Raw genomic sequence first — 13649 nt, forward strand, 5'->3', positions numbered from 1 at the left:
CCCTTCACTAAAAAAGATACCTCTGCTGTAAGTTGGAAGGTCAAACTGCCAACAAATTCAGAGGTACCTTATCGCTGCAAACTGGCCAGAGGAAACAGCGCTGTCTAAGCAGGACCACAGCTTCCTCAATATATTGCGATATTTATTTTTCCACGAGTGCCAGTCCCTGGGAAGCTTTTGATTCCTCATACTCCCACGGGATCAGCGCAGTCTTTGCAGCAAGCTTATCTTCCCCCTGGGAAACTTTGTGTATCCAGCGGTTTTCTGCTTCTGCCCGCTTTAAAAGTAACGGATCTTTGGTGCCGGACGCTGCAAAACTCTGATTAATCAGCCACCAGGCGGGAGCAATCTCAGCCCGGCGGAGGTCATCCTGCAGCCGGGAAGCCTCATACACAGGAGTAGCTTCCGGAAGGGTGACAAGTGCAATTAATGTATGGCCGGGATCTCTTAAACGCGGGAGCAGTTTTTCTACGGCCGATGTGATTTCTCCCGTGGCCCGCTGCACTTCCTTATGATAGGACTGCGCTGCATCCAGCAGCAGAAGTGTGTGGCCGGTAGGCGCGGTGTCAATCACTACATAGGATCCTTCCGCTTCTTCTACTACTTTCGCAAAAGCCTGAAATACGGCAATTTCCTCCGTACACGGGGAGTCCAGGTCTTCCTCCATAAAAGCGAGTTCTTCCGCTTCCAGCGATTCTCCCGCTTTTTCGAGCACGTACTGTTTATATGCTTCCACTTCTTTTTTCGGGTCAATCCGGCTTACTGTCAGCGTTTCCGGGAGATGATCACCAAGTGCATCTGCAACATGTGCCGCCGGATCTGTCGTAGTTAAATGAACTTTCTTTCCATGCCTCGCCAATGAAGCTGCTACGGATGCAGCCATGGTTGTTTTCCCAACTCCGCCTTTGCCCATTGTCATGAAAACTCCGCTTTGTCTTTGTAATAAGTCTTCTACTACTGTATCAAGACCCGGCAGTTCTTTTTCCAAGCCCGGGTAAACTGTCTGCTGCAGTTCTTCATGATGATTATTCTCCAAAAACCGGCGCAGTGCTTCTATACCGGTAAGATTAAACGGCATCAGAGGAATACTGCTGAGTTTTGTTTCTGCAGGAAGCTGCGCGAATGCTTTTTGCTGCTTTGCTTCAAAAACCTTCGCTGCCTGATCTTCTGACTGCCTTTGAAAGACACCATTAATAATAAAATGCTGATTCGTAATTTCCAGGCTGGCAAGCTCATTGCCTGCTCTTACTGCTTCACGAATGGAAGAAATATCGGGTCTGGCAACAAGGAAAAGCTGGGTCTGCTGCACATCAGCCAGCGCCGCTACTGCTTTTTTATATTGTTCTCTTTTCGAAGTAAGCCCCGATACCGGACCAAGACAGGAAGCACCGTGTACATTTTCATCCAAAAATGTGCTCCAGGCCTGCGGGAGCTGCAGCAGCCGAAGTGTATGCCCGGTGGGAGCCGTATCGAAAATAACATGGTCAAACTCACGGGTTTTCTCTTCGTCAGTAAGCAGCTGAGTAAATTCATCAAAAGCAGCAACTTCGACCGTACAGGCACCAGACATTTGCTCTTCCATCGTATCTACTGCCGACTGCGGCAGCATACTCCGGTAAGGACCGATCACCCGCTCTTTATACTTTCTGGCAGCTTCTTCCGGATCCAGATTTGCGGCAAAAAGGTTAGGAACGGAAGGAACAGGTCCCACATCATTGGAGAGAGTGGTTTCAAAGACGTCCTGTAAATTGGAAGCTGGATCGGTACTGACAATCAATACTTTTCTTCCTGTTTCAGCTAAATTCACAGCGATCGAAGCAGCTGTGGAAGTTTTACCTACACCGCCTTTTCCTGTGAAAAATAAATACTTGGTATACACTTCTGCAAGGGTAAAGGAGTTCATGCTCTTTCCACTGCCTTCCTAAAGTAGATTAATTTGCTTCTTCGGCTGGACCGGTTTTAACTTTTCTTCTGCTACGTTCAGCCACGCTGCGAGTTCAGAAAGTGTAGGATATTCCCCATGTTTTTTCAGCTCACCGTCTACCAGCACAGCTGGAAGAGCTTCCGGGCCTTCTGCATGGAGTAAATCGTTTACTAATTTGTTTTCGACAAACGGCTGCGGCTCCTGCGCCAGGTTATATCTCGAAACCTCATACCCCTGCTTCTGCAAATCAGTGTGAAGCTTCGCCATGCGCGTTAAGGCCGGGTCCACGTCCGGTCCGCAGACTCCTGTAGAACAGCACAGCGCTGGATCAAAAATTTCAATGTGTGTTTTCATTTTATTATGTCCTCCTCTTATATAAACGTTTGATTATATACTCATCATACCCCCTTCCACCTCTTTACGCAATTAACCTGATGCTATGTTTTAAAAATATCCTCTTTTGCTTATCATTATTTAGAAATTGATTTTCTCAGAGTATTTATTAAGTAAGCTACCTTGAAAATAAAAGTTTTGTTAAAAAGAAGTAATACTACTGTTTCACTTTCGGAGCGGCTTACCCAAGGGCTTGTTCTCGACTAATTTTGGCGAAAAGAACGTCCGCCAAAATGGATTCTCCAACTGCGCTCATCCTTTGGGTCTCCTCTCCTTCGTTACACAGCAGTATTAATTTTCATACTTCATGGTGCAAAAATTTTGCATGAGTGTCTCTGTTAAAGCCTCGGGCTTTTACGTAAAAAAAGTGAATTTATTTTTATAGTTATTAATTTCCAGTCGTTCTTATGCTCAAAAAGCCTTGAGTAAAGGTTTGAACAGCTGAAGTTATTTGGTTATAGTTGAAAAATCCTTCCGCTGTCCCTCTCTGGCGTCCGGGATGAATGAAGCAAAAATCTTTTTTAGAGAGTGCATTGCTCTGCCTGGAAGCGAAGGAAAACCCAATTCATAGAAAGTTGTAAATATACAATACTTCTCACTTTATAAACACTCAGAAAAAAAGCCGCCTCCGCACTGGAGACAGCTTTCTTCTGAATATTTTACTGCGGCAGATACTGCAGCAGGGAAGTCGCAATTGAAAAATAGATCAGCAGGCCGATCACATCATTTAACGTAGTGATAAACGGGCCGGATGCGACTGCCGGGTCAATTTTCAATTTATGAATAATTAACGGGATCGTTGCTCCTGTAACTGTGGAAACACTTAACGTCAGGAATAAAGACACACTTACAATCACTGCAATCATAAAGTTTTCGTACACAATGGGAATCAGAAGTAAAAGTGTGACTGCACAAAATATACCGAGAAAAATCCCTGTGCCAAACTCTCTTCTTACCATACTTGTAATCCCTTTACGATCGAGCGTACCTACTGCAAGTCCGCGCACTGTTACTGCAAGTGCCTGGGTGCCCGTATTTCCTGCAGAATCCATAATCAGCGGGATAAAAACTGCAAGCAATACTACAGCTTCCAGCGTTTCTTCAAACTGCCCGATCACATTCGCAGTGATCAGTCCAAGAAACATCAGCATTACGATCCACGGAGCTCTCTTTTTTGCTGCCGAAAAAGAAGATAGGTTCGCATCCATCGATCCGCGCGTACCGGAAATTTCTCCGAAGTCTTCTTCCGTCTCCTCATCTACAACATCCAGAATATCATCTACTGTAATAATACCGACCAGCGTGTTCTGCTGGGTTACTACCGGCACCGCTAAAAAATCATATTTTTTAATCAGTCTTGCCACATTTTCCTGATCCTCATCTGCTTCTACAGAAACTACACGTGTACTCATTGCTTTTTCAACAAGGTCAGAGGGATCTGCAGTAATAAGATCTCTCAAGGATACTACTCCTGCCAATTTATCTTCTTCATCAGCTACATAAAGGTAATAAATTGTTTCTGCATCCGGTGCTTCTTTTCTTAACCGCTCCATTACTTCACTAACTGCCTCTTTTTCACGAAGCAGAATAAATTCCTTCGTCATTATTGCTCCGGCAGTTTCTTCCTCATAGGACATAAGCTCCCGGATTTCCTCTGCCTCTTCTTCCTGCATGATGCTGAGAATCTCTGTTGCTTTCGTGTCATCCATTTCAGCCAGGAAATCGGCTGCATCATCCGCATACATGTCATCGAACATATTGGCTGCGTACCGCTCATCTACTTCTTCCATGAAAAATTCCTGGTCTTTTGCATCGAGCTGTTCAAAGATGTCTGCCATTTCCTTTGGGGCAAGTGCCGTATGAATAAACATCCGCTGCTTATCCGATAATTCTTTATAAATTTCCGCCCTGTCTGTCGGATGGAGATCCATAATAGTAGCATGGGTTGTTAACGTATCTTCTGAATCAATCTGTTGAATAATATATTTTTTATATTCTTCTCGTGTATAGTTATTCAGCTTTACCATATTCTCCGCCTCCCGGTTATCGGAAAACGGCCCGTGGCGGGGACGTTTTCCATACTTGATTGGATAATAAACGTATACTGCAATAAGTTGAATCAGGGTCCACTTGTCCCCACCACCTTTCTGAAACATAAATTTGTTAAAACTAATCCCTGCAGCTGAATTTTTTTTAAAGCGCTTTTGCTGCTGATTCTTTTCAGGTAATAGAAAAGCACCCTCTACAAATAGAGGGTGCTGTCAGCACTCTTTTTAAAGCGTACAATTACACCTGCACGTGTCTCTATTCGTAGAGCTTTAGCACTGTGCGGCATAGGATTCATTTATCCAGCTACATTAAAAACTACCTTATGTCGATAGTTCCTGTTGACCCATTGGCGTCTTTGGACGTTTTTGGGCAGCAGCGTATCTCCTGCACAGGAGCCTCACCTAACGAGATATGCAATTAGTTCCCTGCAAACTGTATCACAGGAAGAAATTCGAAGTCAATATGGCATTTTCTTTTTCTCTCACGCCCGTGTTAAAATAATCTGGTGTTTATTTTCGTACATATACTTACTTAGAAAGGAGCTGCAGAAGTATGCTTCTGAAAAATATTACCGCAGTCGCCCTGGGAGGTGCAGCCGGAACATTCCTGCGATATGGCATCAACCTCTGGACACTTCCTGCAGGCTATCCGTTCGGAACTTTGATCGTCAATATATCCGGCAGCTTCCTTCTTGGATTTCTTACCGCCTGGCTTGCTGCCAAACCGATGCCATCCTGGGTAACAGCAGGAGCAGGCGTAGGCTTCTGCGGCGGATTTACTACGATGTCGACCCTTGCTTCCGACACTGTTCTATTGTCTGCCGCCGATCCTTATGCACCGCTCTTTTATCTGGCGGTGTCTATCTTTGGTGGACTGGCTGCTGCGCTTATTGGCATAGCATCAGGTACTTTTTTTACAAAGTACCAGGCGAAAAGGAGGGCTGGATCATGAGTATTTTATTTATCCTCTTCTCCGGCGCTGCGGGTGCTGTCTCCCGTTACCTGGCGGGTCTCTTCCTATCTAAAAGGTTTCCTGCAGATAAAAAGCCTTTACCGATGCTCCTCGTTAACATCCTAGGCTCTTTCGGTCTTGGCATATTTCTCAGCTTACGCGCAGGAACTGTCCCATTGGATATCTATAGTGATCCATGGCTGATAACAATAGGAACCGGATTTTTTGGGGCCTTCACTACTTTTTCTACTTTTTCTGTTGAAGCAGTTACGCTTTTCCAGCAGAAAAAATGGATGTTTTTCCTGTGGTATGTGAGTTTAAGCATTATCGGCTCACTCGCGGCGTTCATTTTCGGTTTTATTCTTTTCAGCTGAATCTCCGGGCAGGCTGTTGAAAAAGTACTTTTTTGTATAAGTATTCACTACTATGCTTTTGTCTCCGAAGGGTCGCTTTCCGGAGGGAACTCTCTCAGCTAACCTGCCTCTGGCAGGTGGATCTTCGAATCGTTCAAATCCTCCAGGAGTCGCCCTTCTGCGACTGCAGCATAATTAAGGGAGGCAATGGTTTTTATACGAAACCGGAGAGCTACGAACACTTTTTCTCCGGAGATCACTTTTCTTCATAATGACCAGCGGGGACAGCGGGAGTAAAGCGCAGTCTGTGAGAGAATGTCCAAACGATTTTTCTGGACATTTTCTCCAAGCATGAGGGAAGCCAGCCAGGGATTGGCATCCATCTCGTATGCTTTTTCCGAGATGGAAGTGGCTGCGCGGACCCATGCTCTTCTTATATTGTTCTAACCGGCAGGCATTGCATATAGCTGAAGACCGTTCGGCAGGCTTCTGTTATTTACAGAAGCCTGCTGTTTTTATCGAACTTCTTTGGCTGCTTCCCCTACTACTTTTGCTTCCAATTCAAGATCTACTCCGAAATTATCTTTCACTGTTTTCTGTACCATCTCAATTGTCCGCAGATAATCAGTGGCAGTGGCTTTTCCTTTATTTACAATAAATCCTGCATGTTTCGTAGAGACTTCAGCATCTCCGTACCCTTTTCCCTGGAGGCCGCTGTCCTGAATCAGCTTTCCTGCGAAATAACCTGGAGGACGTTTGAACACGCTTCCTACAGAAGGATATTCCAGCGGCTGCTTTGATTCACGCTGGAATGTAAGATCTTCCATCTTCTCTTTAATAGCAGACCGCTCCCCTTCCACCAGCTGAAACACCGCTTCCAAAACAATGTAGTTTTTCTTCGCGATGATGCTTTTCCGATAATCCAGTTCCAGCTCTTCCTTTTGTAAAGTAATAATATTCCCCTCCGGCGTGGCAGCAATTACGTGATCGATCACATCTTTCACTTCCCCGCCGTATGCACCTGCATTCATTACCATAGCTCCGCCGATTGTGCCGGGGATCCCGCAGGCAAACTCCAGTCCAGTCAGTTCGTAGTCCAACGCTGCACGGGAAGCTTCTTTTATATCTGCTCCTCCCTGTGCGGTCACTTGTGTCCCCTCGACAGTCACAGATGATAGATGTTTAAAATGCATCACAAGACCGCGGATTCCTCCGTCTCTTACAATTAGATTCGATCCATTGCCAAGCAGCATACATGGAACATCATATTCCCGCTGTACCTCTAAGATTTCTGCTACCTGTTCATATGTTTCAGGGGTAACAAACACATCCGCATTTCCACCCATTTTTGTAAGCGTGTGCCTGCTCATAGGTTCATCTTTTTTCACAATTCCAGTACCGAAAACACTTACCAGTTTTTCATATAATTCCTGTATTTTCATTTTTAACTCCCTCATTATCTTTATATTATATTAAGCATTCAGAAAAGCTTCTCTGCTGGAAGCTGTATATTTTGTAGCTGCCTGTAAAAAGTCAAGTTTTGAAAATCTTCCGTTATGTAAAAACGGCTCTGCAATAATAGTAATCTGTCTTCAAACGTATGTTCTGACAGATGATATTTTATCTGCATCCCTTCTATTCTAAACAAATCCAACGTGTTTGCATATAGGAGAAGGAAACTAATTCGAAATAATTCCTTCCGGTTTCTTTTCCTCTTTCATCCAACAGGTACAGCAGGCTTACGTCTGTAGTTCTCTTTAGAAATGTGATACGATTTTCAAAGAGAGCACCTGAAGGAGGAGCGGCCTAATGACGAATTCTTTAAAGCCATATTCGATGTTTGCGATTACCGCAAAATTAATTACACATGTAGATAAAGCTGTGCATGAAGCATTTCCTGCATCAGCTTCCCAGTTTGTACAGCAGGGAATAGATGCTTTTGGACAGGAGAAAGTTAAGGCAATTGCGGAGCAGGCGACCCGTGAAGAAGAACATCATATTCTTAATAAATACCTCGCCCCGGAGGTGACAGCTTCAGAAAGCCTGACCTCGCAGCATACCATTTACGCGCTGATGGCCAAATTATTCGCAGAAATTGCAAAACCTTTTGTGGATACTTTTGGTGAAAAAGGAAAAGACGCTGTCCGGGAAGGCGTCCGCACTTTTGGGGAAAGCCGAGGCAGGGGAATTGCCGGACGGGCTGAAATCAAAGGCTACACTAATTCGATGGAACACTACCTTTCCAGCTACGATATGGAACGAAGTGAGTTATTTGAAGTGGAAACGATTTTTCATGAAAATGAAATTGAGCAGACCTTTACAAAATGTCCTTTTGGTCAGCAATGGGCAGATGACGGAACTGGAGAATATGGGATTTTGTACTGCCAGATGATAGATCCTGCAATTGCAGCTGGATATAATCAGGACTTTGAAGTAGAACATGATGAATATGTATTAAAAGAAGGTCAGTGCCACTTCCGCTTTAAGATGCCCGAAAAGGAGAGAAATGATTAATGTACACAGTGTTTTCCACATTTGATGTTCCACCCGAAAAATCCGAAGAAGTAATCAGCATTTATCAGAACCGCTCTCACAGTGTAGACGAAGCGACCGGCTTCGTAGACTTTTTTCTGCTGCAGAATGAGAAGCGCCCGGGAGAAATTACAGTACAGCTGTTATTTGATACGAAGGACAATTACCTGGCCTGGGTCCGCGGTGAGGACTTCAAGAGAATTCATGAACTGGAGAAAAAATATCCGGATCAGGATCTTGCTTCGATTATTCCAAAAGTGTCTCAACATAAAGTGGTGGCAAGATGACACTGCGGAAAGAAGAGATTATTTCACAGGTGACGGAAAAAATTTATGCAGCAGATCCTGCACTGATGGAAAAGTACGGAGAAAAAGGCGTGGAACGGTGCCGTGAGGACAATGAACATCACCTGAATCAGCTTTCTGCTGCTTTCACCATCCGGGATGCCAATATGTTCATTGATTATGCCAAATGGCTGAATGAAATCCTCCAGCGCTACGGAATGAAAACAAAACACCTGACGGATAATTTCCGATATATACAGGAAGCGCTGGCTGCAGAGGAAAGTGAAAAAAGCGAAACCTGGCGCTACTATCTGCAGCGCGCTATAGAATCATTGGAAACTGAGGAAGCAAGCTGAAGGGAGTATCCTGTCTGCTTGCTTTTTGTGTTATCAGCCGCAGACAGCCTGCTGAAAGCTGCGCCGCTTACTAATTATCTATTTCTACAGAAATCACTTCACCGCTGTAAGCATCGATGATAATATCTGCTTCCTTATCCAAAGCTTCATTCTCCAGTTCAATCTCATAAACCGGGCGGCCATTTTTCTCTTCTTTATCTATATCATCTAGCTGACCGTTGAACTGTTCTTTTGCAATTGCTGTGGCCTCCTGCTCAGAGAGAGGCTCCGGCGGCTTCTGCTCTTCCAGTGTATATAGGTCTACGCTGCCCGAATATGCATCTATTTCCAGCTTCCCCTCCTGGTTTCCGAGCATAAATTCAACATTGTAGTAGGTTCGGTTTTCTTCCTCTTTCTTCTGTACACTAGTAATCTCTGCCTCTGCCGACACCGTATCAGAAGTCATAGATTTAATCTGCTCCACTGATAATATTTCCTCTTCTTTGAGCGGCTTCTCGTTTCCTTCTTCCCCTGATTTACTTTCTGTCTGAAGGAAGGATGCCACTTCTCCAGCACCGGATACTACTATTTCGTATGTTCCCTGCTCTGTAGACATTTCTACAAGGTAATCTCCTGCTTCTTCTGCAACTGCTTCGACTTTCCCCTGATATCTTACTTCCAGCATTTCACTTACTTCCTGCGCATTGATTTCCTGCTGCTCATCTGGAAAAAAGAAGTACAGAGCAGCAATCATTACTACAAATATAATTGCGCCGATTCCTGTTCGCCATCCGCTGCGCATCTAATCCCCTCTTTTCATAATTTACCGCGGCATCTAACTCCATTAAAACCATAATCGTTTAAAAGATAATAATTTTTAAAACGTTTTACTTTTTTCATTCAGCTGCAGATACTTATGAAAGCTGGGATATTCCAGTATTTTTGGAATGCCCCAGCTTTCCTTTAATTTTTAGTGATCAACATGCACTACTTCTCCAGAGTAGGCATCAACGTAAACATCTACATCATCCCCGTTGCCTTCAATTTCTACTTCATACATTAAGCTGCCGTTCTCACGTTCCAGTTCAATATCATCCACATAGCCGTTTCCAATGTGTGCAAGTGCGATTTCTTTCGCTTCTGCAGGTGTTATCTGCTCTTTATTTCCCTCTTGGTTCTCCGGGCTGCTGTCTGCTTCATTTAATGAATTTTCAGTGGACGAGCCAGCTTCCTTAGTGTAAGGCATCAAATCCGATTCAATGTGAAGGATTTTCCCAGTCTGTGCGTCCACATATACATCCCCGTCTTCATCGTGAATTTCAACTTCAAGTTCGTAGACGAATCGTCCATTTTTTGTTTCCAGTTCGCGGTCATCGATTTTCCCCGATGAAAATGCGCTTAAAGCAATTTCTTCTGCTTCCTGCAGAGATACATTCATCTCCTCTTCTGCGGAAGTTCCCAGCAGATCATCATCTACTTTTACGATTTCTCCAGTGTGGGCATCTACATCAATATCATAATCTTCTCCCTGATAATCCAGTTCTACTTCATAGATAAGAAGTCCGTCTTCCGTATCGAGTTCTACTTCATCCAAAGTGCCGTCCACTACTGTTTTGGCGATTGCTACTGCTTCTTCTTCTGAAATCTGTTCTTCCGTTTCTTCTGCATCAGCTGCACCTGTTTCACTTTCTGACTGAGCGGTGTCAGCTGCATTGTTTAATTCTGCTGTGTTTACTCCTGCATCGTTTCCTGAAAGAGCATATGCTGACGTTCCTCCGATAACTGTTACTGCTGCGATACTTAAAATTGCTTTTTTCATGATTATCTCTCCTCGTGTGTAATATTTGGTGATAGTTACACTATATCCATGCTTCATGAGAAGAGAATGAACCTAAAATGAGAAAATGATGAGAATTAGATGAAGTTTTCTAAGAAATAAAATAAAGCACCCGTTTTTTATAAAACGAGTGCTCCTTGTATAGACCATTACAGGTTGTAAATCTGCTGTGACAGACAGAAGATTTTACTGTGCTTTTACATAAGCGCGGCTATAATTAATTATCTATTTCTACCGACAATATTTCTCCTGTATACGCATCAATAACAATATCTGCGTCCTGGTCTGATGCATCGTTTTCAACTTCTATTTCAAAAACGAGCCTTCCATTTTGTTCTTCGAGATCAATATCATCAATTTCTCCTGGAAATTCTTCCAGCGCTATTTCTGCAGCTTCTTCCTGGCTGATTGGCTCCGCCGGAGTATCATCTTCCAGTGTGTAGAGTTGAATATTCCCAGTCACAGCATCGATTTCAATTCTGCCGCTTTGATTCTCCAGTGCAAAGTCCACATGGTAGACCGCTCCACTTTCTAATTCTTCGAGCTCCATTTCTATAATATCTGCGTCTTCCGAGGCTGTCTCTTTTGTTATCTCCCGAATTTCTTCTATTTCTAAATATTGCGGTCCTTGCTCTTCTTCCTCTCTTTGTTCTTCATCTCTGGAAGCAGTCTGGTCAAAAGCTGCCACTTCTCCCGATTCAGCCTCTACAAGCACTTGATATTGCCCTTCTTCTGTTATTAATTCCACCGTATATATTCCATCAGAAAACTGAATATTTTCCACTTCTCCCTGATAACGTCCTTCGAGCATTTCCTGTACTTCTTCCGGACTGATTTCTTCAGGAGCTTGAAAGTATAAAACGGCACCAGCAGCTACTGCGATAAGAAGAAGTATTGCTGTGCCGAAAAGCAATAATTTCTTCATCCTTCTGTTCCTCCTTCCTTCACTAATGGAAGTTTCACTGTGAAAATAGAACCTTTCCCCGGTTCACTCTCCACCACTATTTCCCCCTGATGAAATGCAGTGATATTTTCTGCAATCGCAAGACCTAATCCTGTACCTCCACTTTCTCTTGTCCGGGCTTTATCCACCCGGTAAAAGCGGTCAAATATTTGCGCTTTATCCTCAGAGGAAATTCCTATTCCTTTATCAATGATAGAAATATTCACCTGCGGTTCTTCTTTTTGAATTTGAATCAGCACTTCTTGTTCACTGTATTTTATTGCATTCTCAATTAAAAGATATGCCAGCTGTTTTAACTGAAGTTCGTTGCCTGAAATATAAGCAGTGCTTTCTCCTTTTACAGAAATCTTTCTTTCATAAGCCGTTGCCAGCTGCTGTGCCACTCCCTGAAAAACCGGGACTGTATTGATTACTTCTTTTTCAACGGTAATACTTTCTCCTGTCGCAAGTGCCAGCATCTGGTTGGTCATTTCTTTCATTCTTGCTGCTTCTGAGGAGATTGCTTCCACTGCTTCTTCAAATACCTCCGGCTTTTCTCTTCCCCTTCTTCTTAAAAGCTGCGCATAGCTGTCAATGACTGTAAGCGGCGTCTTTAATTCATGGGAAGCATCGGAGACGAACTGCTGTTGTTTTTCATAATTTTGTTTTAACAGCTCTATCATGTGATTAAATGTTCGGCCCATATCTGCCAGTTCATCTTTCCCCTTACTGTCATAGTCAATCTTTTGAAAGGTTCCGTCAGCCTGAATCTGCTTCATGGTGGCCACCAGTGCCTGAATTGGCCGAAGAACAAATCTTGCCAGCGATCTTGCAGCCAGAAAGGAAGGAAGTAAAATTATAAGTGAAGCAAAGATAAGCACTACCTGCAGTGTCTGCAGCGTTTCCTGATATGTCGGCAGAGGATCCACCACCTGCAGTGACATCACTTCTCCTGCTTCCCATAATACTGGCACCTGCGCAGAAGCATGAGGAAGCCCTTCAAAGAGAAATGATTCCGTCCGCTCCTGAGCTTCAGCAGCTTCCGGTGTCGGAATAGAAGCAAGCTGAGTATTCTGTGTAGTCACTGTCAGCAGGCTTTCCCCTTCCGGACTGAGCACTCTTACCATTCCGTCTCCTGAAACATAGGATTCTATAAAGGAAGCTGGATTTTCTTCCGGCTGCGTACTTACTGCAGCAGCTACAGCTCTTGCCTGATCAAGCGTCCTGTCCATCTCTCCCTGCAGCAGATTATATTGAAAAACAAAATAAATTCCTATGTTTACCATTACCAGAATAATAAAAAGCATGCCTGTACTTACCAAAGTGATCCGCTGTGACAGCTTCATGTTTCCGCGTCCTTCAGTACATAGCCTACACCGCGGACAGTTTGTAAATAAGCAGCTTCAAAGGGTTTATCAAGTTTTTGGCGCAAATAGCGGATGTATACGTCTACGACATTTGTTTCTCCGGCGTAATCAAATCCCCACACCTGTTCCATCAACTGTTCCCTTGAAAGCACATGGTATGGATGCTCAATAAAACAGACAAGCAAATCAAATTCACGGGGTGTCAAATCAAGCAGCTGTCCTGCTCTTTTTGCTTCCCGCCGTTCCATATTTACCTGCAGATCAGCAAACGCCAGCTCTGTTTCCTGAGAGACCCCAGTGCTGTTCTTTCCTTTTCTCCGCAGCAGAACTCTGACCCGGGCGAAAAGCTCTTCCATATCAAACGGCTTTGTCATGTAATCATCTGCTCCCTGATCCAGCCCTGTAACTTTGTCTACCGTGGCGTCTCTTGCAGTCAGCATAAGAACTGGTTCTTCCTTGCCTTCTTTGCGGAGTCTCCGCAGCAGTTCAATTCCGCTCAGCCCCGGGAGCATAACATCGAGTATGTATAAATCGAAGGCAGATTGCTGCATCAGTTCCCAGGCTTCAATGCCGTCATGGACCACCTGTGCTTCATAGCCTTCATATTCAAACTCCAGCTGCAGGACCCTTGCGATTTTCTTTTCGTCTTCGACTACTAAAATTTTTTCTGCCATCTTTCCC

At 44.1% G+C, this 13649-nt stretch carries 14 protein-coding genes and 1 riboswitch; of the genes, 5 read left to right on the forward strand and 9 right to left on the reverse strand.

Going from position 1 to position 13649, the window contains the following annotated elements; translation table 11 throughout:
• Positions 1–142: 142 nt before the first annotated feature.
• The 3 genes from arsA to mgtE form a co-directional block, all read right to left on the reverse strand.
• Positions 143–1903: an arsenical pump-driving ATPase gene (gene arsA / locus BLP92_RS14610; RefSeq protein ID WP_090843689.1), complete on the reverse strand. Its 1761-nt coding sequence runs from the start codon at positions 1901–1903 to the stop codon at positions 143–145.
• A gap of 18 nt (positions 1904–1921) precedes the next feature.
• On the reverse strand, positions 1922–2278 hold the full coding sequence (gene arsD, locus BLP92_RS14615; protein WP_090843690.1) for an arsenite efflux transporter metallochaperone ArsD: 357 nt from the start codon (positions 2276–2278) through the stop codon (positions 1922–1924).
• A gap of 698 nt (positions 2279–2976) precedes the next feature.
• Entirely contained in the window at positions 2977–4344 is a 1368-nt protein-coding gene (gene mgtE, locus BLP92_RS14620; protein WP_090843691.1) for a magnesium transporter, read from the reverse strand.
• 268 nt (positions 4345–4612) lie between these two features.
• Positions 4613–4782, reverse strand: a riboswitch (M-box (ykoK) riboswitch).
• 136 nt (positions 4783–4918) lie between these two features.
• Here mgtE and BLP92_RS14625 point away from each other — a divergent pair.
• Positions 4919–5317: a fluoride efflux transporter FluC gene (locus BLP92_RS14625; protein ID WP_090843692.1), complete on the forward strand. Its 399-nt coding sequence runs from the start codon at positions 4919–4921 to the stop codon at positions 5315–5317.
• The gene (crcB, locus tag BLP92_RS14630) at positions 5314–5691 is read left to right on the forward strand and encodes a fluoride efflux transporter CrcB (RefSeq protein ID WP_090843693.1); all 378 of its coding nucleotides are present in this window, start codon (positions 5314–5316) and stop codon (positions 5689–5691) included. Before BLP92_RS14625 ends, crcB begins: the two co-directional genes overlap by 4 nt.
• A 494-nt stretch (positions 5692–6185) precedes the next feature.
• Here the strand turns inward: crcB and murB are convergent, their stop codons facing one another.
• Entirely contained in the window at positions 6186–7112 is a 927-nt protein-coding gene (murB, locus tag BLP92_RS14635; protein ID WP_090843694.1) for a UDP-N-acetylmuramate dehydrogenase, read from the reverse strand.
• A gap of 367 nt (positions 7113–7479) precedes the next feature.
• Between murB and BLP92_RS14640 the strand changes: the two genes are divergently transcribed.
• Genes BLP92_RS14640 through BLP92_RS14650 form a run of 3 tightly spaced genes read left to right on the forward strand, consistent with a single transcriptional unit; the run spans position 7480 to position 8842 of the window.
• The gene (locus BLP92_RS14640; RefSeq protein WP_090843695.1) at positions 7480–8184 is read left to right on the forward strand and encodes an L-2-amino-thiazoline-4-carboxylic acid hydrolase; all 705 of its coding nucleotides are present in this window, start codon (positions 7480–7482) and stop codon (positions 8182–8184) included.
• On the forward strand, positions 8184–8489 hold the full coding sequence (locus tag BLP92_RS14645) for an antibiotic biosynthesis monooxygenase family protein (protein WP_090843696.1): 306 nt from the start codon (positions 8184–8186) through the stop codon (positions 8487–8489). The genes BLP92_RS14640 and BLP92_RS14645 overlap by 1 nt, the downstream gene beginning before the upstream one ends.
• Positions 8486–8842 (forward strand): globin family protein, encoded by a 357-nt coding sequence (locus BLP92_RS14650; protein WP_244516869.1) that lies wholly within the window; start codon positions 8486–8488, stop codon positions 8840–8842. Before BLP92_RS14645 ends, BLP92_RS14650 begins: the two co-directional genes overlap by 4 nt.
• A gap of 70 nt (positions 8843–8912) precedes the next feature.
• Here the strand turns inward: BLP92_RS14650 and BLP92_RS14655 are convergent, their stop codons facing one another.
• From BLP92_RS14655 to BLP92_RS14675, 5 genes are all read right to left on the reverse strand, one after another.
• Entirely contained in the window at positions 8913–9623 is a 711-nt protein-coding gene (locus BLP92_RS14655) for a PepSY domain-containing protein (RefSeq protein ID WP_090843697.1), read from the reverse strand.
• A 168-nt stretch (positions 9624–9791) separates the two neighbouring features.
• Positions 9792–10640 carry a PepSY domain-containing protein gene (locus BLP92_RS14660; RefSeq protein ID WP_175444316.1) on the reverse strand — a complete coding sequence of 283 codons (849 nt, stop codon included), beginning with the start codon at positions 10638–10640 and terminating at the stop codon, positions 9792–9794.
• A gap of 235 nt (positions 10641–10875) precedes the next feature.
• Positions 10876–11583, reverse strand: coding sequence for a PepSY domain-containing protein (locus tag BLP92_RS14665; protein WP_090843699.1), 708 nt, complete (start codon positions 11581–11583; stop codon positions 10876–10878).
• Positions 11580–12947 (reverse strand): sensor histidine kinase, encoded by a 1368-nt coding sequence (locus tag BLP92_RS14670; RefSeq protein WP_090843700.1) that lies wholly within the window; start codon positions 12945–12947, stop codon positions 11580–11582. The genes BLP92_RS14665 and BLP92_RS14670 overlap by 4 nt, the downstream gene beginning before the upstream one ends.
• Positions 12944–13642 (reverse strand): response regulator transcription factor, encoded by a 699-nt coding sequence (locus BLP92_RS14675; RefSeq protein ID WP_090843701.1) that lies wholly within the window; start codon positions 13640–13642, stop codon positions 12944–12946. Before BLP92_RS14675 ends, BLP92_RS14670 begins: the two co-directional genes overlap by 4 nt.
• Between the last annotated feature and the right edge of the window lie 7 nt (positions 13643–13649).

Source organism: Alkalicoccus daliensis (assembly GCF_900103955.1).
GTDB classification, from domain to species: Bacteria; Bacillota; Bacilli; order Bacillales; family Salisediminibacteriaceae; genus Alkalicoccus; species Alkalicoccus daliensis.